The sequence below is a fragment of the Salinifilum aidingensis genome (assembly GCF_054782015.1).
In genome coordinates this window covers 220,396-244,582 of the sequence record NZ_BAAGTH010000002.1, presented here as the reverse complement: position 1 = coordinate 244,582, position 24,187 = coordinate 220,396, and the positions used below count along the sequence as shown (strand labels likewise).

22 protein-coding genes are annotated in these 24,187 nt (G+C 72.0%); 14 read left to right on the top strand and 8 right to left on the bottom strand.

Translation table 11 applies throughout. The features are described from left to right. Positions 1 to 87 precede the first annotated feature (87 nt). A complete protein-coding gene (locus ACYVJE_RS04160) occupies positions 88 to 870 on the top strand; it encodes a sulfite exporter TauE/SafE family protein (protein ID WP_461143532.1) in 783 nt (260 codons plus the stop codon). A 109-nt stretch (positions 871 to 979) separates the two neighbouring features. Here the strand turns inward: ACYVJE_RS04160 and ACYVJE_RS04155 are convergent, their stop codons facing one another. The 4 genes from ACYVJE_RS04155 to ACYVJE_RS04140 form a co-directional block, all read right to left on the bottom strand. Next, a complete protein-coding gene (locus ACYVJE_RS04155) occupies positions 980 to 2,338 on the bottom strand; it encodes a 2-hydroxycarboxylate transporter family protein (RefSeq protein WP_461143343.1) in 1,359 nt (452 codons plus the stop codon). 170 nt (positions 2,339 to 2,508) lie between these two features. Beyond that, a complete protein-coding gene (locus ACYVJE_RS04150) occupies positions 2,509 to 3,375 on the bottom strand; it encodes a hydroxymethylglutaryl-CoA lyase (protein WP_461143342.1) in 867 nt (288 codons plus the stop codon). A gap of 1 nt (position 3,376) precedes the next feature. After that, positions 3,377 to 4,606 carry a CaiB/BaiF CoA transferase family protein gene (locus ACYVJE_RS04145; protein ID WP_461143341.1) on the bottom strand — a complete coding sequence of 410 codons (1,230 nt, stop codon included), beginning with the start codon at positions 4,604 to 4,606 and terminating at the stop codon, positions 3,377 to 3,379. 138 nt (positions 4,607 to 4,744) lie between these two features. Next, positions 4,745 to 5,398 (bottom strand): IclR family transcriptional regulator, encoded by a 654-nt coding sequence (locus tag ACYVJE_RS04140; RefSeq protein ID WP_461143340.1) that lies wholly within the window; start codon positions 5,396 to 5,398, stop codon positions 4,745 to 4,747. A gap of 258 nt (positions 5,399 to 5,656) precedes the next feature. Between ACYVJE_RS04140 and ACYVJE_RS04135 the strand changes: the two genes are divergently transcribed. Further along, on the top strand, positions 5,657 to 6,193 hold the full coding sequence (locus ACYVJE_RS04135) for a MarR family winged helix-turn-helix transcriptional regulator (RefSeq protein ID WP_461143339.1): 537 nt from the start codon (positions 5,657 to 5,659) through the stop codon (positions 6,191 to 6,193). Between the two features lie 47 nt (positions 6,194 to 6,240). Here ACYVJE_RS04135 and ACYVJE_RS04130 read toward each other — a convergent pair whose 3' ends face one another. Beyond that, positions 6,241 to 7,719, bottom strand: a complete 1,479-nt coding sequence (locus tag ACYVJE_RS04130) for an aldehyde dehydrogenase (RefSeq protein ID WP_461143338.1) — start codon at positions 7,717 to 7,719, stop codon at positions 6,241 to 6,243. Positions 7,720 to 7,935: 216 nt separating this feature from the next. Here ACYVJE_RS04130 and ACYVJE_RS04125 point away from each other — a divergent pair, with 216 nt between their 5' ends. The 12 genes from ACYVJE_RS04125 (at position 7,936) to ACYVJE_RS04070 (ending at position 18,663) form a co-directional block, all read left to right on the top strand. Further along, complete coding sequence (locus ACYVJE_RS04125; protein ID WP_461143337.1) at positions 7,936 to 8,454, top strand: cupin domain-containing protein; 519 nt, start codon at positions 7,936 to 7,938, stop codon at positions 8,452 to 8,454. 21 nt (positions 8,455 to 8,475) lie between these two features. Continuing rightward, on the top strand, positions 8,476 to 9,417 hold the full coding sequence (locus ACYVJE_RS04120) for a PDR/VanB family oxidoreductase (RefSeq protein ID WP_461143336.1): 942 nt from the start codon (positions 8,476 to 8,478) through the stop codon (positions 9,415 to 9,417). Between the two features lie 61 nt (positions 9,418 to 9,478). Continuing rightward, positions 9,479 to 9,706: a recombinase-like helix-turn-helix domain-containing protein gene (locus ACYVJE_RS04115; RefSeq protein ID WP_461143335.1), complete on the top strand. Its 228-nt coding sequence runs from the start codon at positions 9,479 to 9,481 to the stop codon at positions 9,704 to 9,706. Beyond that, positions 9,706 to 10,755, top strand: a complete 1,050-nt coding sequence (locus ACYVJE_RS04110) for a Rieske 2Fe-2S domain-containing protein (RefSeq protein WP_461143334.1) — start codon at positions 9,706 to 9,708, stop codon at positions 10,753 to 10,755. Before ACYVJE_RS04115 ends, ACYVJE_RS04110 begins: the two co-directional genes overlap by 1 nt. Positions 10,756 to 10,770: 15 nt before the next feature. Beyond that, positions 10,771 to 11,706 (top strand): VOC family protein, encoded by a 936-nt coding sequence (locus tag ACYVJE_RS04105; protein ID WP_461143333.1) that lies wholly within the window; start codon positions 10,771 to 10,773, stop codon positions 11,704 to 11,706. Continuing rightward, the gene (locus ACYVJE_RS04100) at positions 11,703 to 12,485 is read left to right on the top strand and encodes an aspartate dehydrogenase domain-containing protein (protein ID WP_461143332.1); all 783 of its coding nucleotides are present in this window, start codon (positions 11,703 to 11,705) and stop codon (positions 12,483 to 12,485) included. Before ACYVJE_RS04105 ends, ACYVJE_RS04100 begins: the two co-directional genes overlap by 4 nt. Then, positions 12,482 to 13,270 carry an alpha/beta fold hydrolase gene (locus tag ACYVJE_RS04095; protein WP_461143331.1) on the top strand — a complete coding sequence of 263 codons (789 nt, stop codon included), beginning with the start codon at positions 12,482 to 12,484 and terminating at the stop codon, positions 13,268 to 13,270. Before ACYVJE_RS04100 ends, ACYVJE_RS04095 begins: the two co-directional genes overlap by 4 nt. Further along, positions 13,267 to 14,016 carry a 3-oxoacyl-ACP reductase family protein gene (locus tag ACYVJE_RS04090; protein WP_461143330.1) on the top strand — a complete coding sequence of 250 codons (750 nt, stop codon included), beginning with the start codon at positions 13,267 to 13,269 and terminating at the stop codon, positions 14,014 to 14,016. Before ACYVJE_RS04095 ends, ACYVJE_RS04090 begins: the two co-directional genes overlap by 4 nt. 12 nt (positions 14,017 to 14,028) lie before the next feature. Continuing rightward, positions 14,029 to 14,805 carry an SDR family oxidoreductase gene (locus ACYVJE_RS04085; RefSeq protein ID WP_461143329.1) on the top strand — a complete coding sequence of 259 codons (777 nt, stop codon included), beginning with the start codon at positions 14,029 to 14,031 and terminating at the stop codon, positions 14,803 to 14,805. A gap of 17 nt (positions 14,806 to 14,822) precedes the next feature. Beyond that, positions 14,823 to 16,454 carry a thiamine pyrophosphate-binding protein gene (locus tag ACYVJE_RS04080; protein ID WP_461143328.1) on the top strand — a complete coding sequence of 544 codons (1,632 nt, stop codon included), beginning with the start codon at positions 14,823 to 14,825 and terminating at the stop codon, positions 16,452 to 16,454. A gap of 12 nt (positions 16,455 to 16,466) precedes the next feature. Beyond that, a complete protein-coding gene (locus ACYVJE_RS04075) occupies positions 16,467 to 17,138 on the top strand; it encodes a dienelactone hydrolase family protein (protein WP_461143327.1) in 672 nt (223 codons plus the stop codon). Between the two features lie 142 nt (positions 17,139 to 17,280). Continuing rightward, the gene (locus ACYVJE_RS04070; protein WP_461143326.1) at positions 17,281 to 18,663 is read left to right on the top strand and encodes an MFS transporter; all 1,383 of its coding nucleotides are present in this window, start codon (positions 17,281 to 17,283) and stop codon (positions 18,661 to 18,663) included. Between the two features lie 150 nt (positions 18,664 to 18,813). Here the strand turns inward: ACYVJE_RS04070 and ACYVJE_RS04065 are convergent, their stop codons facing one another. The 3 genes from ACYVJE_RS04065 to ACYVJE_RS04055 all read right to left on the bottom strand — a co-directional run bounded on the left by ACYVJE_RS04065 (position 18,814) and on the right by ACYVJE_RS04055 (position 24,064). Then, positions 18,814 to 20,340, bottom strand: a complete 1,527-nt coding sequence (locus ACYVJE_RS04065; protein WP_461143325.1) for a sodium-dependent transporter — start codon at positions 20,338 to 20,340, stop codon at positions 18,814 to 18,816. Between the two features lie 273 nt (positions 20,341 to 20,613). Further along, entirely contained in the window at positions 20,614 to 22,551 is a 1,938-nt protein-coding gene (locus ACYVJE_RS04060) for an ABC transporter permease/substrate-binding protein (RefSeq protein WP_461143324.1), read from the bottom strand. Next, a complete protein-coding gene (locus ACYVJE_RS04055; RefSeq protein ID WP_461143323.1) occupies positions 22,544 to 24,064 on the bottom strand; it encodes a sugar ABC transporter ATP-binding protein in 1,521 nt (506 codons plus the stop codon). Before ACYVJE_RS04055 ends, ACYVJE_RS04060 begins: the two co-directional genes overlap by 8 nt. Positions 24,065 to 24,187 lie beyond the last annotated feature (123 nt).

Sequence of the window (24,187 nt, the reverse complement as noted above, 5' to 3'; positions counted from 1 at the left end):
TCCCGATCCCCTCCCGCGGCACGCCCGCCTCCCCTCACCCCGGTTGGCTTCCGCGGCGCACCGCGCCGTCGGGAACAGGAGACGATGATGGTCCTGGCAGGCGTCTTCGGCGCGGTCATCGGACTGGCCCTGGGCCTGCTCGGTGCCGGCGGTTCGATCCTGGCCGTGCCCGCGCTGGTCTACGGTGTGGGACAACCGCTGCACACGGCGATCCCCACGTCGCTGGCCGTGGTCGCGGTCTCGTCCCTGGGCGGCCTCGCCTCCCGAGCTCGCCGCGCTCACGTGCAGTGGCCGGTGGCGCTGGTCTTCGGCGTCGCCGGTGTCCCGGCCGCCTTCGCCGGAACCGCCCTGGGACGCCTGGTCCCGCAGCGCTGGCTGCTGCTGGCCTTCGCCGCGCTCATGGTCGTCGTGGCGGTGCGCATGCTCCGCGGCGGTGCGAACCGCGCCGGGGCCTGCCGCACCGGCGCGGGCGGTGTCAACTGGCGCAGCTGCCTGCCCAAGGCCCTCGGCGCCGGTGCCGGTGTCGGCGTGCTCACCGGCCTGTTCGGAGTCGGGGGCGGCTTCGTCATCGTCCCGGCCCTGAGCGTGCTGCTCGGCCTCGAAGCCCAGGCGGCCGTCGCGACCTCGCTGGTGATCGTGCTCATCAACGCCGCGGGCGGACTGTCCGCCCACGCCAGCGCGGCGGCGAACCTCGACTACGCGGTCTTGTTCGCGTTCGCCGGCGCCGCGCTGGTGGTTTCCGCCGCCGCCGGCCGCTTGGCCCCGGAGCTGCCCGCCGATGCCCTGCGCCGCTGGTTCGCCCACGTCGTCCTCGCAGTCGCCGCCGGAGTCGCGTTGGCAGCCGTGCTCGCGCCCGCGGCGCTGAGCTGAAGCGGTGCCCGGCCCGCCGTGCGGTGCACCTGCCGCACGGCTGCCGGGCACGCGTCCGCTCGTCGGAGGAGGCCCGTCGCGGATCCGCCCGAGCGCGCTCGCGGGCGGGTCACAGGAACGGGATGAGGAGCGTGACGAGCAGGAGGGTGATGATTCCGCCCAGGCGGGTGGCCAGTTGCGCGAAGGGCATGAGGGGGAGCCGGTCGGCAGCGCTGAGCACGGAGACGTCGCCACTGCCTCCCGTGTCGGCCATGGTCAACCCGGGAGTGATGGATGCTTCGACGAAGTTCATCTTGAGCAGCCAGCCGACGAGGCCCGCGACCGCGCTCGAGAGCAGCACTGCGCTGGCGGTCAGGATGAGGAAGACGGGGCCCTGCAGCGCGGTGAGGACCGCGCTGATGTCGATGTAGGAGATGCTGACCCCGACGAGCAGGGTGGGCAACCAGGCGGTGGTGACCAGGTCGTTCCACGCGGAGGCCGCTTCTTCGAGCGGTGCGGGGAGCAGCCCCAGCAGCTTGATCAGGGCGGCCAGGATGATCGTCCACGCGAGTTCGTGCACGGGTGGTACGAGATCGGTGAGCACGTTCCCGGCGACGAACAGGACGCAGGTGATGAGCACACCGCGGGCGAGCGCGGCGAAGTCCGCGAGGCCGCGCTTGTCGGGCAGTGCGGTGTCGCGGTCGTTGCGGAAGCGCAGCAGCTGGCCGTGACCGTTGAAGCCCGCGAAGGGCTGCCGCCGGTTGCCGAGCCCGTTGTACGTGCCGGCGATGAGGATGCAGACGATGTTGGCGAGCACGACGGCGGACATGAGCGTGGACATGTAGTCCCCGGGACTGCCGCCGAAGTGGTGCGCGTACATCTCCGACATGGGGATAGCGCCGATGCCGATCCCGCCGCCCATCGTCGGGGCGGCCACGTGCAGCAGTGCCTCGCGGAGGCCGTAGCCCAGCAGCGCACCGAGCACCCCTGTCCCGGCCAGCGCGAGGGCGATGCAGCTGACCAGCGGCAGGACGAACCGCGGACCGGCCTTGATCAGCAGTTGCCGCGGCATCCCCAGCACACTTCCGGTCACGAGCGAGGCGACGAAGAAATCCAGGAATCCGGTGTCGGTGGTGAACGTCGTCACGCCGCTGACGACCGGCTGCGGAAGCACGTGCAGGAACACCAGCACGGCGGGGACGAAGGTGCACAGGATGGTCGCGAGGCCGAAGTCCCGCACTGCGGGGACGAGGTTGCCCAGCCACATCAGCAGCCCACCGAGCAGCATCGCCGTGGCGAAGCCGGCGATCACGGGTGCGGCCAGGTTGTCGGTGAGCGCGCCGACGAGGACGATCGCGAACGCGCCCAGGAACAGCGGTCCGGGCAGTCCCGCGATGCTTCCCCGGCGTGCGGGGCTCTCCGCGGGCGGTCTCGGTGGTTGGTCGTCGGTGGTCCGGCTTCGGGGGCGGGAGGAATCAGAAGTGACCATGGCACGTCCTCGAGCAGTGGAGGGCCTCGGATTGGTGCGCCACGAGCCGTTCCGGGAGCGAGGAACCGGGCTGTGGGAAGGACGGGCTGTGGGAAGGACGGGAGGTAAGGAGCGGGGAAGGACAGCTGCCGCTCCGCCGGGTCAGCTGCTCAGCCGGGGCGGCAGTTCGGTCAGTTCAGCGGCCGGGCGCGGCTGAGGGCTCGGTCGACCAGCTCGGCCGCCTGCTCCAGGGCTTTTTCGTCGATGCCCGTGGGGATGCCGCGCTGGTGCAGGTGAGCCACCAGGTTCTCGGTGGACAGGTTTCCGTGCGCGCCGGGAGCGAAGGGGCAACCGCCGTAGCCGCCGACGGCGCTGTCGAAGCGCTGCACGCCCCGTTCGATCGCTGCGTCCACCGTCTGCAGGGCCTGTCCGCGCGCGTTGTGCAGGTGCAGGGAGAACTCGGTTGCGGGCAGTTCCGCGCGGAGGACGTCGAGGGAGCGCACGACGTGCTCCGGGGGTGCGGTGCCGAGCGTGTCGGCCAGGCCGATGCGGGACACCCCGATTTCGGAGAAGCGCCGTGCCAGGGCGAGCAGGTCTTCCGGGGGGATCTCCCCGTCGAAGGGGCAGACGAAGGCGGTCGAGATGCCGGCGGTGAACCTCGTCGACGGGTGCTGGGCGATCGCACCGGTGATGTCGGCGAGCGCTTCGTCCGTGCTGCGCCCGGAGTTGGCCCGGCTGTGCCCTTGGCCGGCCGAGACCACCACGTTGATCTCCTCGGCACCGGCGGCCGCCGCGCGGGCGATGCCGCGGCCGTTGAGCGCCAGTGCGCTGTAGCGCACCGGGTGCGCGCGCGGGAGCGCGGCGATGAGCTCCTCGGCCCCGGACATCTGCGGGACCCGCTCAGGGTTGACGAAGGAGGCCGCTTCGATCGAGCGGACCCCGGCCGCGACCAGCGCCTCGGCGATGGCGATGCGGTCGGGAACCGGGACCACGGCGGGTTCGTCCTGCAGCCCGTCGCGAAGCACCACGTCGGTGAGAACGGCAGTTGAGCTCGCCACGTCAGATCACCCCCTGCGCGCGCAGCTCGTCGAGCTGGCCGGTGCTGTAGCCGAGCAGGCCGCTGAGGACCTCCTCGGTGTGGGCACCGAGCTCGGGACCGGCCCAGCGGAGTTGGCCGGGACTGCCGGGCAGGCGCGGCACGATGCCGGGGAACCGCACTTCTTCCGGCTCGCCGTCGATGGCGATCTTCATGGGATGGAGCATGCCGCGGTCGCGGTAGTGCTGGTCCTCGGCGATCGCACGGGCGTCGTGGACGGGGCCGGCCGGGACTCCTGCGGCGCTGAGCAGTTCCACCGCCTCAGCGGTGGTGCGCTGCGAGGTCCACGCGGAGACGGCCCCGTCCAGCTCGGCCGCGCGGGCGTCGCGCGCCTCGCCCCCGGCCAACTCGGGATCCTCGCCGAGGTCGGGGCGTTCCACCGCGCTCATGAGCCTGCCGAACACGCCGCTGGAGTTCCCGGCGATCATCACCGAGCTGCCGTCGCTGGTGGGGTAGCACCCGCTGGGGACCACACCGGGCAGGTTCCCCGCGGTGCGTTCGCGGACCACGCCGTAGGCGTCGTAGTCGGGAACCAGCGACTCCATGGCCATGAAAACCGACTCGTACAGCGCCACGTCGGCGACGCGCGAGTTCGGGGGAGGAAGGCCCCGCTCCTTGGCCAGCAGCATCACTAGCGCTCCGATGGCACCGTAGAGCCCGGCGAAAGCATCCCCGACGGGTGCGGCCGGCCGCACCGGTTCACGGTCCGGGTGACCGGTCACCTCGCGCAGCCCGCCGAAGGCTTCGGCGACACCGCCGAACCCCGCGCGATCCCTGTACGGCCCGGTCTGGCCGTACCCGGAGATGCGGACGAGCACGATGCCGGGGTTCACGGCGGTGAGGTCCTCGGGGCCGAGTCCCCAGCGCTCCAGCGTGCCGGCGCGGAAGTTCTCCACCACGACATCGCTGTGCCGGGCCAGTTCCAGGGCGATGCTCCGCCCCCGCTCCGTGCGCAGGTCCACTGTGACGGAGTGCTTGTTGCGAGCGATGGTGCGAAACATCATCGAGGTGTCCCCGCGATGACGTCGCCAACCGCGCAATTCGTCGCCGGTGCCCGGACGTTCCACCTTGACGACCTCCGCGCCGAAGTCGGCGAAGATCCTGGTGGCGAACGGTGCTGCGATGAAGTTGCCGAGTTCGAGGACCCGGTATCCGGCGAGCGGCGCGTGGTTCGTTCCGTCCTGCCCGGTCATGGGCGCACCCTCTCGTTATCAAATAATGAAAGTTAATATTCATTTAACGAGAAGTACGGTAAGGGTGTCGGCGGAGCGGAACAAGAGGACGCGCATGATCCAGCGCGACGCGGGGGCCTGCATCGCTCCAGCTGTTCCTCAGCCGGCCTGCAGGACCGCTTCGAGGCGGTCGACCGCGGCGAGGACGGCACCGCCGAACTGGGCGCCCGGTCCCTCGGCCTGCACGCGCGAAACGGGCGCGGAGACCCCCACCGCGGCCACCACGTCGCCGTGCAGCCGGACAGGAGCGCTCACCGAGCACAGACCGGGAGTCCGCTGCGAGACGCTTTCGAACCACTGGGGCTCCTCCGGGGCGGACTCGGTGAGGGCGCGCGCGGCCGAGCCGCCCGCCGAGAGCGCCAACATCGATCCCACCGGCAGCGAAGCGCGCAACTCCGCGTCCGACTCGACGCTGACCAGGCACAGCCGCTGTTCGCCGCGCTGCACCCAGACCTGGGCGCTCTCGCCGGTCTCTTCGCGCAGGTCCTCCATGACGGGGCCTGCCGCGGCAGCCAGCGCGGACGAGACGAACCGCCATCCGGTGTGGTGGCGTCCGCTGCCGTCCCGGCGCAGGAGTCCGTGCGTGACCATCGCCGCGACCAGCCGGTGCGTGGTCGGCACGGACAGTCCCAAGTGGCGGGCCAGTTCGCTGGCTCCCATCGGCGTGCGCTCGACCGCGTCGAGGATCGCGACCGTCCGGTCGAGCACGCCGACACCCGTCGTCACCGATATCGCCGAATTCTCATCTGCCATGGCAGCGAAGATAGCCGCCGCGCCCGGGCGGGCTCGCCGCGGTCGGGCGGTTGGTCAGGACCTGTTCGCGGGTGTCGTTGCGTCCCGGTCGACGGCCCGCTTTGCCCATGCGTCGAGGCTAGCCGAAACCGGCGGCGCCGGTGCGCGGACCTTCCCGGCGGTGTTCGGCGGTTCGCACGCGGTGCGGTGGTATCTTGCCTTAGCAACGTTAGTCTTAGCGGAAAGATGCTTAATCGTTCGGGAAGCAGGAGGTCTCTCGTGGCACGACGCAGCCGTTCCCGGCCCGACGCGGTCGACTACATGCTCGCGGAGTGGGAACGGGAACGTCCCGACATGGACCCCTCCGGGTTGGCGGTGTTCGGGCGGCTGCACCGCGCCTACCAGCGTTACCAGGACCAGTTGACGCGGATCTTCGGCGCGTTCGACCTGACGGTCGCCGGGTTCAGCATCCTGGCCTCGCTGCGCCGGGCGGGGCCGCCGTACCGCCGCACCGCGGGTGAACTGGCCGACGCCCTCCTCGTCACCACCGGCGGCATCAGCCAGCGCGTGGACAAGCTGGAGCAGGCGGGCCTGGTGACGCGGGTGCGGGACCCCGAGGACCGGAGGGTGGTCTACGTGCAGCTCACCGAGCAGGGGGTGCATTTCGTCGGCGAGGTCGCCACCGCTCACTTCGACAACGAGAAGCGGATGCTCAGCGGCTTGACCGCGACCGAGCGCGACCGGTTGGCCGACCTGCTCAGCAGGCTCGAGATCTCCCTGGACCACTCCGCCACCCAGCTGGAGCCGGAAGGCTGAGGGCTCCCGGGGGCCGGGACGTCGGGTCCGCAGCGGCCTCCCGGCGTTCAGAGCCGCCAGAGGCGTTCCTGCTCGTCGAGGCCCCAGTAGATGCTCTTCTGCCGGGTGTACTGCAGGATCCCGTCGCGTCCCTTGTCCGTGCCGAGACCGCTGTGCTTGGTGCCGCCGAACGGTGTGGCGATGCTGAGGCGCTTGTACGTGTTGATCCACACCGTGCCCGCCTCGACGCGGCGGGCCACGCGCCAGGCGCGGCGGTAGTCGGTGGTCCAGAGGCCGCAGGCCAGGCCGTAGACGGTGTCGTTGGCCTGGGACACGAGGTCGTCCTCGTCGCGGAAGGGCAGCACCGCACCGACGGGGCCGAAGATCTCCTCCTGGCAGGTCGCGCTGTGGTTGGCCAGGCCGTCGAGCAGCGTCGGCAGGTAGTACGCGCCGCGCGCGAGCTCCGGGTCGTCGGGCACGCGGCCGCCGCAGAGCACGCGGCCGCCCTCCGCGCGGGCTCGGTCGACGAGCGAAGCCACCCGGTCGCGGTGCGCGAAGGTGGCCAGCGGGCCGACCTGGGTGCCCGGCGCGGTCCCCGGACCGACGCGCAGGGACCGCGCCGCCGCCACCAGGCGATCCACGAAGTCGGTGTAGATCGACTCGTGCACGAAGATGCGGGAACCGGCGATGCAGCTCTGCCCGGTCGAGGAGAAGATCCCGAACAGGACCCCCGCCAGCGCTTGCTCCAGGTCGGCGTCGGGGAAGACCACCGTGGGCGACTTGCCGCCCAGCTCGCTGGTGAGCGGCATGATCTTGTCCGCGGCCGCGCGGCCGATCGCGCGGCCGGTCCGCGTGCCACCGGTGAAGGAGACGCGTCCGACGAGGGGGTGGCGCACGACCGCGTCGCCCACCACCGGTCCCGTTCCCGGCAGCACCGACAGCAGGGCCGGCGGCACCCCGGCCTCCACCACCCGCCGGGCGAGGCCGAGGGAGACCAGCGGCGTGGCCTCGGCCGGTTTGAGCAGGACCGCGTTGCCGGCGGCCAGCGCGGGCGCGATCTTCTGCGCGTCGCTGGCGATGGGGGAGTTCCACGGGGTGATGGCCCCGACGACTCCGACGGGTTCGTGCACGCTCATCGCGAGGTACGGGCCGCGCTGCGGGGTCAGCGGGGTCTCCGCGGTTTCCAGCGCTGCGGCGTAGAAGCGGAACGTGCCGGCGGCGCTGGCCACCAGCGCGCGGGTCTCGGCGAGCGCTTTGCCGGTGTCGCGCGTTTGCAGCAGCGCCAACTCCTCGGCGTCGCGCTCGATGAGGTCACCGACCCGGTGCAGCAGCCGGGCGCGTTCGTGCGGGAGCAGGTCGCGCCAGGACTCCCGTGCCGCGGCCTCGGCGCCGGCGCGCGCGGCCTCGTCGACGTCCTCGGCAGAAGCCGCGGTCAGCTCGGCGACCACTTCGCCGGTGGCCGGGTCCGCGGACTCCAGCGGGGCGCCGCCGCCGCGCCGCCAGCGGCCGGCGGCGTGGATCTCGTCGGGGATCTCCGCAACGGTCACGGTGCACCTCCAGGTGTGCATGGTCGACTCAAATAGCTTACTAATAAGTCAATAGCGGGTCCCGTGGTGCGCATCTTCTGCGGTTGAGCAAGCCTGTACGCAGTCGATTTGAAAAAATTCTCCCGCTGAATCCTTGCAGGGGTTGTCCGCATCACAGGTGGTTGGTCATAGTCCTTACCGCTAGCTCGTTTAATGCTAAGCGTTTTGGAGGGACAGATGACCGCATCGCAAACCCGGCACGCGCACCTGGAGGAGCTGATCGACGGGTGCATCGCCTCGCGGGAGTCCCGCAACGAGGACTGGGACACGCTGGCGTTCCAGGCCAAGGCGGGGGAGGAGTTCCGGCGGGCGCAGGTCCGCTACATCGGCTCCGGTGCCACCGGCAACCACGAAGGCGACGGCCGCGCCCTGCCCTCGGAGCACTTCACGTTCTCCAACATGCGGCTGCCCGCGGGCGCGGTGGGTCCCGAGCACACCCACCACGACGTCGAGGAGGTCTTCTTCGTGCTGGAAGGGCAGTTGGAGGTCAACGTCCACGACGTGGACGACGGTACGAAGACCGCCACGCGCACGCTCGGCTACCGCGACCTCATCCGGGTTCCCGCGGGGGTGCCGCGCAGCCTGCGGACGGTCGGTGACCGGGACGCGCTGTTCTGCGTGGTCATCGGAGCGCAGAAGCCGCAGATCCCGACCTACCCGCCGACCTCCCCGATGCACGGCGTGACGCGGGACTGACGGCTGATCGGGGTGAGGAGCATGGCGCGCACGGTCAGGGTGCACCGCACGACGTGGCTGGCCGAGGGAGTGGTCCAGGTCGACTTCCGCGATCCGGCCGGCGACGAGCTCCCGCGCTGGGAACCGGGAGCGCACCTCTCGCTGCACCTGGGGAACGGCCTGGTTCGGCAGTACTCGTTGTGCGGAGACCCCGCGGACGGTCACCAGTGGACGGTGGCGGTGCTGCGGGAGCCGGAGTCCCGGGGCGGGAGCGCGTGGGTGCACGAGCGGTTGACCGCGGGAACCCTCCTGGAGGTCGACGGTCCGCAGAACAACTTCGCGCTGGAGACCGCCGAGCGCCATCTCCTCATCGCCGGCGGGATCGGCGTGACACCGCTGCGGGCGATGGCGGAGGAGCTCGACCGGAAGGGCGCGGACTGGCGAGTGCTCTACTGCGGGCGATCGCGGTCGAGCATGGCCTTCCTCGACGACCTGGTCGGCCTCTGCGGCGAGCGGATCCGGGTGCACGCCGACGACGAGCACGGCGGCCCGCCCGAGCTGGCCGCCGAGCTCGCCGATCTCCCCCCGGCAACGCTGGTGCACTGCTGCGGACCCGAACCGCTGATCAGCGCGGTGGAGGCGGCCCTGCCCGACCCGTCGATGCTGCGCGTCGAGCGCTTCCACGCGCCGGAGACCTTGCAGAGCGCGGCGGACGGGGAATCGTTCGAGGTGGTGTGCGCGTCTTCCGGGGCCCGCGTGCCCGTCGGGGCGGGCAGGTCGGTGCTGGACGCGGTCGGCGAGGCCGGGGTCGCGGTGCCGAGCTCGTGCCGGGAGGGCGTGTGCGGCACCTGCGAGACCAAGGTGCTCAGCGGTCGGCCCGACCACCGCGATTTCGTGCTGAGCCCTGCTGAGCAGGAATCCGGGAACACGATGATGATCTGCGTGTCCCGCTGCAGCTCGGCGGAGCTGGTGCTGGACCTGTGAAGGTGCGGGGTCGGGCCGGCCCGCGCTCGGAGGCTGACAACCCACCAGGAGAAGAACTGACATGCCACTGAACCTCGAACCGGTGCAGAGCCGGACGGGACCGTCCACCAGCTACGAGGAGGCCTTCGCCGACGAGCTCGAGGACATCTACGGGCGCGGCATCCACGACCTCGGCGGAGTCGTGGCCGCGCTCAACGAGACCGGCGTCCGACCGCCGGACGGTGCGGAGTGGACGGAGGAGACGTTCACCCGCGAGCTCGCCCGGTTCGGCGCGAAGGAGGAACGCTGATGAGGACGTCACTGCGCACTGAGGACGGGCTGCTCCAGCTGGGTTTGCGCGACCGCTGGTACGCGGTGTGCCCCTCCCGGTACGTGCGGCCGGGTGAACTGGTGCGGCTCGACCGCGCCGGGGAGGAACTGCTGCTGTGGCGGGACAGCGCCGGCCGGGTCCACGTCCAGGAGGACAGGTGCCCGCACCGCGCGGCGCGGTTGTCGCGCGGTGTCCACATGGGAGACCGCATCGCCTGCAACTACCACGGCCTGCAACTGGACTCCGACGGCGTCGTGGCCTCCGTGCCCGGCAGTCCGGGTTGCGCGCTGGAAGGCCGCCGGGCGCTGCGGGTGTTCCCGGTCGAGGAGCGCGCAGGTGCGATCTTCGCGTGGTTCGGGCTCGACGAGGAAGCCGACCCCGCGCCGCTTCAGCTGCCGGCAGCGCTGTCCGGCGGCGAGTGGGAGGAGTTCCTCTGCTACGTCGAGTGGGACTGCTCCCGCCTGCTGTCGCTGGACAACCTGATGGACCCGATGCACGGCGCTTTCCTGCACCGCAAGAGCCACACCATGGGAACGGGCAAGCGCGCGGCCGAGTTCCAGGTCCGGGACACCGACACCGGTTTCGTCTTCGAGAAGACGGACCAGCGCGGCGTCAACTTCGACTGGTCCGAGTGGGTCGACCACGGCGGATTCCAGTGCGTCACCCTGGACATCCCCTACCCGGACACGGCCGGTCCGGGCGGCCCGTTCACGATCGTCGCCTGCGTGACCGCGATCAACGAGCAGCAGCACGCCGGGTTCTTCTGGCGCTGCCGCGAGGTCACCGGTTGGGAGCGGGACAGCTGGCGCTTCCTGTACAAGAACCGGTTGGAGGAGCGGCACTGGCAGGTGCTGGAACAGGACCGGGAGATGGCCGAGGCGATGCCCGGCGACGCCTGGTCCCGGGAGAACCTCTACCAGCACGACATCGCCCTCGTCCGCCTGCGCCGGGTTCTGCGCCGCGAAGCCGGTCGGCAGGCCGCCGCGCTGACCGAGCACGAGCACGCCCGCGTCCCGGCAACCCGTTGACCGATGGAGGTCGTCATGCACGCACGCCCCGCTGAACCGATCGGCAGGCTCCGCGCGCTGCGCTCGGTGAGCCTCCGTACCGAGAACTTCGCCGAGTCCGCCGACTTCTACCGCGAGATCTGGGGCCTCACCCCGGTCGAGGCCGAACGCGACGCGGCCTGGCTGCGCGGCACCGGACCCGAGCACCACATCGTCGAGCTGCAGCAGGCCGAGCGCAACGGCCTGGGCAAGATCGCCTTCGCCGTGGGCACGCCCGCCGAGATCGACGAGGCCGGTCGGCGGTTGGACGCGCTGGGAGTCCCGATGCTGACCGAGCCGGGCAGGCTCGACCAGATCGGCGGCGGTTACGGTCTCCGGCTCGTCGACCCGGAAGGACGCCTCGTCGAGCTGTCCTGCAACGTCGAGGCCGTCGTGCCGCAGGACCCGGACGGGTTCTCCGCAGTGCCCCGCAAGGTCGCCCACGTCGTGCTCAACACGACCGACATCGACGCCGCCTGCGACTTCTACACGGGGATTCTCGGCATGCGGATCTCCGACTGGTCCGAGCACCAGATGGCCTTCCTGCGGTGCAACTCCGATCACCACGTCATCGCGTTCAACCAGGCCGAGTGGACCTCGGTGAACCACGTGGCCTACGAGATGCCCACTGTGGACCACTTCATGCGGGGGATCGGACGGCTGCGCCACAACGGCATCACCCCGCTGTGGGGACCGGGGCGGCACGGACCGGGATCGAACACCTTCTCCTACTTCGCCGACCCCGCCGGGCTGGTCTGCGAGTACACCTCGGAGGTCGAGCAGGTCGACGAGGACGCGTGGCTGTGCCGCGTGTGGCGGCGCACCCCGGAGCTGTCCGACCAGTGGGGCACCGCCGGGCCGCCCTCCAAGGACGCCCGCGAGCACATGGCGGGCAAGCCCGATCCCGGCTACCTGGAGGTGGTGCGGTCGTGAAGGTGGCGACTCTCGGCTGCGGCGCGATCGGCGGAGTGGTGGCGCGCGCGGTCCGCGACGGTGCGGTCCCCGGGGCCGAGCTGGTCGGGGTCGTGCACACCGAACCGGTCGATCCACCCGACCTGCCGGTGGTCGGCAGTCGATCCGCGATCGAGGACGCCGAGCTGGTCGTCGAATGCGCGGGGCAGAGCGCGCTGGCGGAGCTCGGTCCGTCCGCCGTCGCGTCGGGCGCCGACCTGCTGGTGGTCTCGGTCGGCGCGCTGACCGACGACGGCCTGCTGGCCGAGTTGCGCGACGCCGGACCGGGCAGGCTGCACCTGTGCACCGGTGCGATCGGCGGTCTCGACCTGCTGGCCGCCACCGCGCGCGGCGGCGGTCTCGATGCGGTGCGGATCGCGACCACGAAGAAGGCTTCCGCCCTGGTCCAGCAGTGGATGGGTGCCGAGCAGCAGGAGCGCCTCCGCGCCGCCACCGAGCCGGTCGAGCTGATGCGCGGTCCTGCGCGCGAAGTCACCGCCGCGTTCCCGGCCTCGGCGAACGTGGCCGCCTCGGTGGCGCTGGCGGTGGGCAGCTGGGACCGGGTGGAGGCCACCGTGGTCGCCGACCCGCGCGCGCCGATGACCAGCCACGTGATCAGCGCCGCGGGCAGCGCCGGCGAGTACCGGTTCGAGATCGGCAACCACCCGTCACCGGACAACCCGGCCACCAGCGGTGTCGTTCCGCACGCCGTCCTCGCCGCCGTCGCCAGACTGGCCCGACCGACCGGGGTGTTCGCATGAGCAGGGTGCGGCTCTCCGGCACGGAGGTCCTGGACGAGGGCTCGGGCGTCCCGGTGCTGATGCTGCACGGGATCGGCGGGGCTGCCGAGGCGTTCACCGCTCAGATGTCCGGCCTGCCCGGTCGTCGGACCCTCGCCTGGGATGCCCCCGGTTACGGCGGTTCTGCGGACTTGCCGGGCGAGCCTGCGCTCGACGACTACGTCGGGACCGCCGTCGCCGTCCTCCGCGGTCTCGGCGCGGTTCCGGCCCACGTGCTCGGCGTGTCGTGGGGCGGGGTCATCGCCACGCGGATGGCGCTCACGGCCCCGGACCTGCTGCGCTCGCTGGTCCTCGCGGACTCCTCGCGCGGTTCCGGCCGCACGGCCGAGGCTCGCGCGGCGATGGCGAACCGCGTCGAGGAGCTGACCCGGCTGGGTGCGGGCGCGTTCGCCGAGCGGCGGGGGCCGCGCCTGACCGCTCGGGACGCGGATGCGGGTGTGGCCGAGCAGGTGCTGGTGCAGATGTCGCGCGTGCGGTTGACCGGCTACCGCAACGCCGCGCGCGCCATGGCCGCCACGGACCACTCCGACCAGCTCGCCGCGATCACCACGCCGACGTTGGTGGTGGTCGGCGCCGAGGACGTGGTGACCGGGGTGGCGGAGAGCCGTGCTCTGGCCGGCGGGGTCCCGGGCGCGCGGTTCGAAGTGGTCCCCGGCGCGGGACACGCGGCCAACCAGGAGCGGCCGGACGAGTTCAACGCAGCGGTCCGCCGGTTTCTGGACGATGTGGACGGAGGTGCGCGATGAACCTGCAGGGGCGGACGGTGGTGGTCACCGGTGCCGGGCGCGGACTGGGGCGGGCGATCGCCCGCGATCTCGCCGCGGCGGGCGCGCAGGTGGTGGTGGCCGAGCGGAACCCGGAATCGGCCGCCGCGGTGGTCGCCGACCTGGGCGCGCGCGGTTGCGCGGTGCACCGGGTGGACACCGACGTGTCCGATGTGGAATCCGTGGAGAACCTGTCCACCCGGGTGGCGGAGATCGGCGGTGCCCACGGTGTGGTGAACAACGCCGCCCTCGCCGACGGCGTCGGCGGGAAGGCCTTCCACGAGATCGACCCCGGCGAGTTCGACCGCGTCATGTCGGTGAACCTGCGGGGGACGTGGCTGGTCTCGCGGGCGCTGTACCCGCAGCTGCGCGCCCGGGGCGGGGGGCGGATCCTCAACGTCGCCTCGGACGTGGCCTTCTACGGCCCGCCCCGGTTGGCGCACTACGTGGCCTCGAAGGGGGCCCTGGTCGCGCTGACCCGGACGATGGCCCGCGACGCGGGGCCGGACGGGGTCACCGTCAACGCCGTCGCACCGGGCATCACCGAGTGCGAGGCGACCCGGGACATCCCGGCGGAGCGCCACGACCTCTACCGGCGCAACCGCGCCCTGGACCGCCCCCAGCAGCCCGAGGACCTCGTCGGCGCGGTGCGGTTCCTGCTGTCCGACGCCGCCGCCTACGTCACCGGGCAGACGCTCCCGGTCGACGGTGGTTTTGTTTGCAGATAGGAGGAGGAGCACGTGGATCTCGGATTCACCGGCCGCGCGGTGGTGGTGACCGGAGCGAGTTCGGGCGTGGGACTCGCCACGGCGCGGATGCTGCTCGCCGAGGGCGCCCGCGTCGCCGCCTGCGCCAGGGACGGCGACCGGCTCGAGCGGGCTCTCGGCGGTGCGGACGGCACGCTGCACACCGCCGCCTGCGACGTCACCGACGAGGCCGCGGTGCGGGCGTTCGTCGAGCAGGTGGCGGAGCGGTTCGGCGGTGTGGACGGCGTGGTCAACAACGCCGGGCGCTCGCTGATGGCGAGAGCGGAGGAGACCGGCGCGCAGCAGTGGCGGGACGAGTTCGACCTGAAGATCTGCGGCGTCCTGCACCTGGTCCGGGCCGCACTGCCGTGGCTGCGGCGCTCGGACGCCGGCGCGGTGGTCAACGTCAACGCGATCCTCGCCCGCCAGCCGGAGCCGCGGTTGGCGGCGACCTCGGCGGCGCGCGCCGCACTGCTGAACCTCACCAAGACGCTTGCCTCGGACCTGGCCGCTGACGCGGTCCGGGTGAACTCGGTGTGCCTGGGCCTGATCGACACCGGCCAGTGGCGGCGCCGCCACGAGGAATCGGACTCCGCCCTGGACTTCACCGACTGGAGCGCGGAACTGGCCGCGGACCGCGGCATTCCGCTCGGGAGGCTGGGCACCGCCGAGGAGGTCGCCTACGCCGTCGCGTCGCTGCTGTCCCCCCGCGCCTCCTACATCACCGGCTCTTCCCTCGACGTCGGCGGCGGCATCGCCCGCCACGTCTGACCCGCGAAGGACTGCACATGCATCGAGGAAACGGCGGTGACCTGCTCGTCCAGGTCATGCGCGACAACGGGGCCGACACGGCCTTCGGTGTGGTCAGCGTGCACAACCTCCCCCTGGTGGAGGCCGTGTCCCGCGAACTGCGGTTCGTCCCCGTCCGCCACGAGGCCGCCGCGGTCAACGCGGCCGACGGCCACGCCCGTGCGCGCGGTGGTACGGGCGTGGCGATCACCAGCACCGGCACCGGTGCGGGCAACGCAGCGGGGGCGATGGTGGAGGCGCTGACCGCCGGCAGCCGCGTGCTGCACGTGACCGGGCAGATCGACTCCCCGTACCTCGGCCAGGGCCGCGGTGTCATCCACGAGACCCGCGATCAGCTGGGAATGCTCACCGCGGTGTCCAAGCACGCCACCACGATCACCTCCGCCGCGGACGCGGAGTCCGCGCTGCGCGGAGCGGTCCGCACGGCCCGCACGCTTCCCGCGGGGCCGACCAGCGTGGAGTGGCCGATCGACCTGCAGCACGCGCAGCAGCGGATCGAACCCGGCGCGGCCGAGAGCGGCGAGCCGGCGGAACCGGCGGCGGAGGAGCAGGTGCACCGCGCCGCGGAGCTCCTGCGGAAGGCGCGGAATCCGCTGCTGTGGGTCGGTGGCGGGGGCGCGCGGGCCCGCGAACCGCTCCGCGAGCTCGCCGAGCGGCTCGACGCCGGTGTGCTGACGAGCAACTCCGGTCGCGGGGCCGTGCCGGAGGACCACGAGCTGGTGATCGGCAACTTCGCGACCAGCCCGAAGGCCGCCGAGCTGCTGGCCGAGGCCGACCTCCTGGTGAGCATCGGCACCCACTTCCGCTCCAACGAGACCGGGCACTACGGCCTGGAACTGCCCGAACGCCACGTGCAGATCGACGTCGACCCGGCGGCCGTCGGGCGGGTGCATCCCGCGACGGTCGGGCTGGTGGGCGAGGCCGCGGAGGTGCTCCGCCGGCTGCTCACCGAGATCGGCGACACCGGAGCGGAGGCGGCCTGGCGGGATCGCGTCCGCGAGACCCGCGCTGCGGTGCGCCACCACCTGCGGGAGGCCATCGGCCCGTACGTCCGGATCTGCGACGCCCTGCGCAGCACCCTGCCGGCGGACTCGGTCGTGGCCAGGGACGTGACGATCCCGTCCAGCCAGTGGGGCAACCGGTTGCTGGAGATCCGGCATCCGAGCACCAACGTCTTCCCGGTCGGCGGGGGGATCGGCCAGGGCCTGGCCACCGGCATCGGTGCTGCGCTGGGCAGTCCGGAGGCGCCAGCGGTGCTGCTCGTCGGTGACGGAGGACTGGCGGTGCACCTCGGCGAGCTGGCAACGCTCGCGCAGGAACGGCCGTGGCTGGTCGTGGTCGTGTTCAACGACGGCGGTTACGGCGTGCTGCGCAACATGCAGGACGAACACGTCGGCCGGCGCAGCGGCGTCGACCTGTTCACACCGGACTTCGCCCGCCTGGCGCACTCGCTGGACGTGCCGCACGCGCTGGTGAACCGGTCCGGTTCCTTCGCCGAGGTGTTCGCGAAGGCGGTCGACCACGGCGGGCCGTACCTGGTCGAAGTCGACGTGACAGCACTCGAACCGACGCCGGTGCCGTTCGTGCCGCCGGTGCACGTGCCGAGCTGAAGGAGCGGCCTGATGCCCACCGAACTGATCGAACACCACCACCGCGCGCACGGCCCGGCCAACCGGAGGCGCCGCGTGCTGCGCACCGCCGCACCGCTGTTCGTGCGGTTCCCGGAGGGGACACCGCGCGCGGGAGCGATCGTCCTGCACGACGTCTGCGGGCTGACCGAGTCCGTCGAGGAGCACTGCCGCTCCCTGGCCCGGCTCGGCTGCGTCGTGGTCGCACCGTTCCTCTACTACGAGACGGGCGGGAAGGAGTTCCGCCCCGAGAACACCGAGACCGCGCGGGCCGCCATGGAGCTGCTGGCCGCCGAGGACCTCGCCGCCGACCTCACCGCGGCGGCCGATCACCTGCGCGAGCGCGTGGGCGTGCCGGTCGGGGCCACCGCTGTGCTGGGGTTCGGCATGGGCGGGCACCTGGCGACGTGGGCAGCGGCGGTGCACGAGTTCGCCGCGGCCGTCGCCCACGAGCCCCTCGGCGTGGAGACCGCACCGTGGCGCGGTGCGCCGTCGGTGGCCGAGGCGCTCAGCGAGCTGCGCTCCCCGTGGCTCGGGTTCGCCCCGCCTGAGAACCCCCGCCCGCTGCTCGCGCTCACCACCGAGGACGTCGTCGTGCCCGCCCGCGAGGCCGAGCACGGCTGGTGGGACGAGACCGTCCGCTTCCTGGACGCCCACCTCCGCTGACGCCGGTCCTCGGGGAGGACCGGCCCGCACTCGTGCGGAAGGCGCAGAACGGTCGGGCACGGCCCACCGGAAACCCGGCGAACACCCCTCCATGCCAACCGTTCCCACCACGTGGCATGGCCGTCCCTGGAAGGAGGGACGCATGACAACCGCGGCCTCATCGGATCCCACGCTCCAACAGGAGATCGTCGCACGACTCGAAAGACTGCCGATGTCGCGCTGGCACGTCACCGTGCGCCTCGTCATCGGCGTGGTCACCTTCTTCGAAGCGTTCGACCAGTTGTTGATCGCCTACTCGATGCCGCAGATCTCGCGCGAGTGGGACCTGTCAGCGGCCGGTGTCACCACCACGTTCACCGTCGGTTCCGTCGGCATGCTCCTGGGCGCCCTGGCGGCCGGGTGGGTGGCCGACCGCGTCGGCCGCGTCCGGGTGATCGCGCTGTGCGTCGCGGTCACCGCGCTGTGCAGCGCCGGGATGACGCTGAGCACCTCACTGGCGCCGTTCCTGGTCCTGCGGTTCGTCCAGGGGCTGGCGATCGGTGGCGAGGTGCCCACCGCGGCGTCCTACATCAGCGAGCTCAGCCGGACGAAGGGCCGCGGCCGGTTCGTGCTGCTCTACGAGATCGTCTTCCCGGCCGGTCTGGCCGTGGGCGCGTTGGCCTCGGCGTGGGTCGTTCCGCACTGGGGCTGGCGCACGCTGTTCCTGCTCGCCGCGATCCCGGGGCTGGCCGCGGTCGCGGTGCAGCGGGGTGTTCCGGAGTCGCCGCGGTGGCTGGCCGCCCGGGGCCGCACCGACGAGGCGGTGCGGTCCCTCGAGCACATCGAGGGGAAAGTGCGCCGCTCGACCGGGCAGGTGCTGGCCGCACCAGCACCTGCGGCCTCCGTGCCGGCCGCGCAGCACAGCACCAGCTCGCTCCGCGAGCTGTTCACCGGGCGCTACCGCCGGCGCACCCTCGTGGTCTGGGTGGTCTGGTTCGTCGGCTACCTGGCCAACTACGGCATCACGTCCTGGCTTCCGACCTTGTACAGGGACGTCTACCACCTACCGATCGGCACGGCGCTGTGGTTCAGCACCTCGGCGTCGGTCGCCGGGCTGTTCGGCTGCCTCGCCGCCGCGCTCACCGTCGACAAGCTGGGACGCCGCCTCGTGCTCGGACTCGGGCTGGGGCTGACGACGCTGCCGTTGCTGGTCCTCGCCGCGTTGGGGGCCGCCGCGGCTCCGCAGCTGGCGGTGCTCTCGGCGGTCGCGGCCGTGTTCAACTTCGCCGTGAACGTCACCCTCTACCTGTACACGCCGGAGCTGTACCCGACGCGGAGTCGAGCGCTGGGCTGCAGCATGGGCGGCATGATGAACCGCCTCGGCCTGATCACCGGCCCGATCCTGGTCGGCGCCATCTACGCCGGGGGCACGAACCTCTCCGGCGTCTTCTTCGTCATCGGCGGGATCACGCTGATCGGCACGCTGGTGACGCTGCTGTTCGCGGAGGAGACCAAGGGCCGCACGTTGGAGGAGCTCTCGCCGTGACCGGTTCGCCGCGCGCGCATCCGCGGGCCGCCGGCGCGACACCGGTGCCCGCGGATGCCGCCGAACGTGGAGAACGAGCAGGACCTCGGCAAGCAGGTCGGTCCCCGCCCCGGGCCGCGGTGCTCGAACCGGCTGCCGGGGCGCGGGGACTCAGCCCTCGTCGGAGGGGCCCGGCCGGTCATCTCCCGGTTCACCGGGTTCGCCGCTCTCCGGTCCGCTCTCGCCGGTTCGGGACGGGCTCATCGGTCCCGCGCCGATCCGGCCGGCCAGGAACCGGTTGAGCAGCAGCATCACCACGGCCACCAGTCCCCACTGCAGCAGCAGCGTCCCGAGGCTGAACTCCTGGAACGGGTTCCACCACTGGGGCTCGCCAACGGCCTGCAGGATCCACCAGCCGAACAGCAGCGCGAACATCACCGGGAAGGCGTAGAGGCACGCGTTCCACCACCGGCCGACCCGGATGTCGCTGACGGAGTCGATCTCCTGCCGCGCGCGCTGCACGCCGTACTTGAGCACGGCCAACGCCGCGCACAACCCGCCCAGCAGCAGTCCGATGCCCCACACGTTGTCCTGGTTGGTCAGGAATCCGACGCTGTAGGCCGAGGGGATGCCGGCGAGGAACGCCGCGCCCACGATCCACGGCACCGCGCTGCGGCGGGACAGTCCCATGTCCACGACGTTGCGGGTGGCGAGCTCCATCATCGCGATCAGGCTCGAGATGCCGGCCAGGAACAGCGCGAGGAAGAACAGCACGGCGAAGAACGGTCCGCCGGGCATCTGGGTGAGCAGTTCGGCGAAGTAGATGAACGCCAGGCCCTGGTTGCCCGCTTCGGCGGCCTCGGCGGCGAACTCGGCACCGCGGAGCGCGAAGACCGAGCACAGCACGGCGATTCCCGCCATGAGCGAGGCGATGAGGTTGGACCCGCACACGACGAACGCGTTGAGCCCGATGTCCTCGCGGCGGCGCATGTAGACCGCGTAGGTCAGGTACAGCCCCCAGCCGGCTCCCGTGGAGAAGGCCATCTGGGTGAACGCCTGCAGCCACACCTCGGCCTCGCCGAGGCGGCCCCACTCCGGCACGAAGATGTGGCGCAGGCCCTCGACGGCTCCGGGCAGGGTGACCGCGCGGACGACGAGGACGGCGAGGATGACGAACAGCGCGGGGATCACGACCTGCAGCAGCGACTCGAAGCCCTTCCGGAGTCCGCGGTAGACGATCAACCCCACCAGCAGGATCGACAGGGCGTGGAAACCGATGGTCTGCAGCGGGCTCGAACTGAAATCGTCCCACAGCGCCTGCGTGTCCACGCCCGACCGCAGCGTTCCGGTGATCGCGTAAACGAGGTAGCGCAGCGCCCATCCGCACACCACGGAGTAGTAGAAGAGGATCCCCACGCCGATGAAGCCCATGAAGCCGCCCAGCCAGGCGAACTTCCGCCCCATGAAATCGCGGAAGGCGCCGACGGTGCCGAATCGGGACCGGGAGCCGAGCAGGGACTCCGCCATCAGGAGGGGGACCGCCCACACCAGGTTCGCGATGATGAGTGCGATGAGGAACGAGCCGCCGCCCCACTCGCCGACGACGCGGGGGAACCTCCAGACGTTGCCCGTTCCCACGGCCATGCCCACCGCGGCGGCGATGAAGGCGAACCTGTTTTTGAACATCTCTCGTGCCACGACACGTCCCTACCTTCCGCTCAGAAGGCAACACCGGTCGGTGCCGCGGGACCGGGCCCCGGGACGACCGAGGCCGAGTTCTCCGCTGCGGTCACCGATCGCGTGTCCTCCCCGGTCGCAAGCCCCGCGCTGCGGATCAGGGGCCGTCATTGCGCGGATCGTCATTCATCGCCGCGAATGCGGTCAAGGCCCCGCGCGGAGGAGGAACCTCTCGATACTGCATCGACATCGTTTCAGGGTCCGGTCCCCGCGGCGGGCCCTCGTCCGGCGTTGTCACTTCCCGCGGAGGAACGCCCCCACCGTGTCCTCGGTGACGACCCGGACCGGGATCCTCGTCGGCTCTCCCGGGCCGGAGCGACCGCCGCGGGCGGCGCGGACGGCCTGTTCCACGGCGGCCTCGCCCAGCTTCCGCGGCTGCTGGGCGACGTCCGCGCTGACGGTGCCGGCCTGCACCGCTGCCAGCCCTTCGGGCGTGCCGTCGAAGCCGACGACCTGCACCTGCGAGCCGGCCCGCCCGCCGAGCGCCTTGGTGGCGCCCAGCGCCATCTCGTCGTTAGCCGCGAACACGCCCCGGACCTCCGGGTGCGCCTGCATGATGTTCTGCATCACGTCCAGCGCCTTGGCGCGCTCGAAATCCGCCGGCTGCGAGGCGACGACCCGGACGTCCGGGTGCTCGCGGATCTCCCGGGCGAAGCCCTCGCCGCGTTCCCGCGCCGCCGACGTCCCCGGTTGGCCCTCCAGCACCGCGACCGGTCCGGATCCGACGAGCTCGGCGAGCTGCTGCGCGGCGAGCCGCCCACCGGTGACGTTGTCCGAAGCGACGGTGGTGACGACGGTGCCGTCGCTGGGTGCGCGGTCCACACCGATGACCGGGATCTCCGCGTCGTTCGCGGCCTGCACCGACGGCACCACGGCATCGGAGTCGACGGGGTTGACGACGATCGCGTCCGCGTTCCGCGCGATCGCGTTCTGCACCGCGTTGGCCTGCTGCGAGGCGTCCTCCCCGGCATCGTTGACCACGAGCTCGACCCCGAGGCGCTCCGCCTCGGCCCGAGCCCCGGCGCGGACGTCGACGAAGAAGGGGTTGTTCAGGGTGGACAGCGACAGCGCGATCGTCGGCCGCTCGTCGTCCGCCGCGTTCTGCCGCTCGAGCACGGCCCAGCCGGCCCCCGCGACGAGCAACGCGGTCACCACCGCCACGCCCCGGCGCAACGCCGGGGTGCGCAGCGCGGGACGCCGGCCGCCCGAGCGGCGCCGCTGGCGCAGCGTGTCGAACAGCACCGCGGCAGCGATGACGGCGCCGATCGCGACCTGCTGCCAGAACGCCGAAACGTCCAGCAGGTTCAACCCGTTCCGCAGCACCGCGAGGATCAGCGCCCCGACGAACGTGCCCAGCGCCGAGCCGACGCCACCGGCGAGGCTCGCCCCACCGATGACCACCGCGGCGATCGCGTCCAGCTCGTAGCCGGTTCCCGCCTCGGGTTGCGCCGAGGCCAGCCGCGCGGTCAGCAGGATGCCGGCCACCGCGGCGAAGAGCCCGGACAGCGCGTAGATCAGCAACCGCTGGCGCGTCACCTTGATGCCGGAGAGCCGCGCCGCCTCGGCGTTGCCGCCGATCGCGTACATCGCGCGCCCCGCGTACGTGCGGCGCAGCACGAACGCGGTGATCACCCCGATCGCCAGCATCACCAGCACCGGGTACGGCACGACCCCGAACAGCTCGCCGCTGCCCAGGTCGGCCAACCAGCCGTCCATCGTGATCGGACGGCCGTCGGCGATCACCAGCGCCAGCCCCCGCGCCATGGTCAGCATCGCCAGCGTGGCGATGAACGGAGGAACGCGACCGGCGGTCACCAGCACGCCGCTGATCAACCCGGCCGCTCCGCCCGCCGCCAGGCCGCAGGGGATCGCCAACCACAGCGGCAGGCCCAGGCCGCTCATCGCCCACCCTGCGACGATCCCGGCCAGGCCGGCGACGCTGCCCACGGACAGGTCGATGCCCCCGCTGACGATCACGAACGTCAGCCCGAAGGCGAGCACCGCGACCACCGACGCCTGCACGCCGACGTTGAGCAGGTTGTTCGCCGTGAGGAAGTCCGGCGACAACAGCGCCAGCAGCACCACCAGCGCGAGCAGGCCCCCGAGCGGTCCGCCGGCGCGCCCGAGCGCCACCGGCCGGCGCGACCGTGCGCCGACCTCGTTGTCAGCCATCGCTTCCCCCTCGTGCGTTCCCGGCCGAGACGGCCAGCGCCAGGACGCGCTCCTGGGTCGCCTCGGCACCGTCCAGTTCCCCGCGCAGCCGTCCGTCCGCCAGCACCAGCACCCGGTCGCTGAGCCCGAGCAGCTCGGGCAGGTCGCTGGAGACGACGAGCACGGTGGTGCCCTCGCGGGTGAGTTCGCCGATCAGCTGGTAGATCTCGGCCCGCGCGCCGACGTCGATGCCGCGGGTGGGTTCGTCGAGGATGAGCACCTGCGGTCGCGCCAGCAGCCACTTGCCGATGACGATCTTCTGCTGGTTGCCGCCGGAGAGCGTGGCCGCCGGCTGCTCCGGGTCGGCGGTCCGGATCCGCAGCTGCCGCACCGACTCCTCGGCCCGGCGCCGCTGTTCGTCCAGGTCCACCAGGCCGAACCGGGTGCGTTCGGAGAGCGTTGCGAGTCCGAGGTTCTCGGCCACCGAGGCCCCCAGGACCAACCCCTGCCCGGCGCGGTCCTCCGGCACCAGCGCGAGCCCGGCGGCCCGGGCGGCGGCGACGTCCCCCGGAGGGACCCGCCTGCCGCCGACCAGCACCTCGCCGCGGTCGTAGCGATCGGCGCCGAACAACGCGCGGACCAGCTCGGTGCGTCCGGCACCGACCATCCCGCCGATGCCGAGGACCTCCCCGGAGCGCGCGGTGAAGCTGATGCCCTCCAGCACGCCGTCCGCGGCCAGGTCCCGCACCTCCAGCCGCACCTCGCCGATCTCCGCCTCCCGCGGCGGGTACTGCTGGTCGACGGAGCGGCCGACCATCAGCCGCACCAGTTCGTCCGGGTCGGTCCCGGCGGGTGCCTCGTCCACCTTGGCCCCGTCGCGCAGCACCGTGACCCTGTCGCCGATCTCGGCGACCTCGTGCAGCAGGTGCGAGATGAACACGACGCCGACCCCGCTGCCGGTGAGGTTCCGGACGATGCCGAACAGCCGCTCCACCTCGCCGCGGCTGAGCACGGCGGTCGGCTCGTCCATGATCAGGAACCGCGCGTCCAGGCTCAGCGCCTTGGCGATCTCCACGGTCTGGCGCTGCGCCACTCCGAGATCGCCGACCACCGCGTCGACGTCGAGGTCCAGACCCGTGCGCTCGACGAGCTCGCGGGCTTGCCGCCGCATCCGGGCGCGGTCGACGCCCCAGAACCGGCGCGGGGGTCGGCCGAGGTAGATGTTCTCCGCGACGGTCAGCTGCGGGACCAGGGCCATCTCCTGGTGGATGGTGGAGATCCCGAGCCGCTCGGCGTCGCGGGGCCCGTGCAGCCGCACCGCTCGGCCGTCGACGCGCACGTCGCCGGTGTCCGGTTGGTGCACCCCCGCCATGATCTTGATCAGCGTGCTCTTGCCCGCGCCGTTCTCGCCGAGCAGCACGTGCACTTCGCCGGGGCGCAGGTCGAAGTCGACCGCGTCCAGCGCGCGCACGCCCGGGTAGGCCTTGGAGACCCCGGTCAGCTCCAGGTGCCCCGGGGGCGCGTCGTCGGCCATGTGCGCTCCACTCGTCGTCAATCCGGCGGGAACGAAGGTGTAATCGTTTTCCGCAACGAGTGACGATGACCGACGAAAATGGGAGCGTCAAGAGCTTTTCCCGTAAGAAATCGATTACGGTGG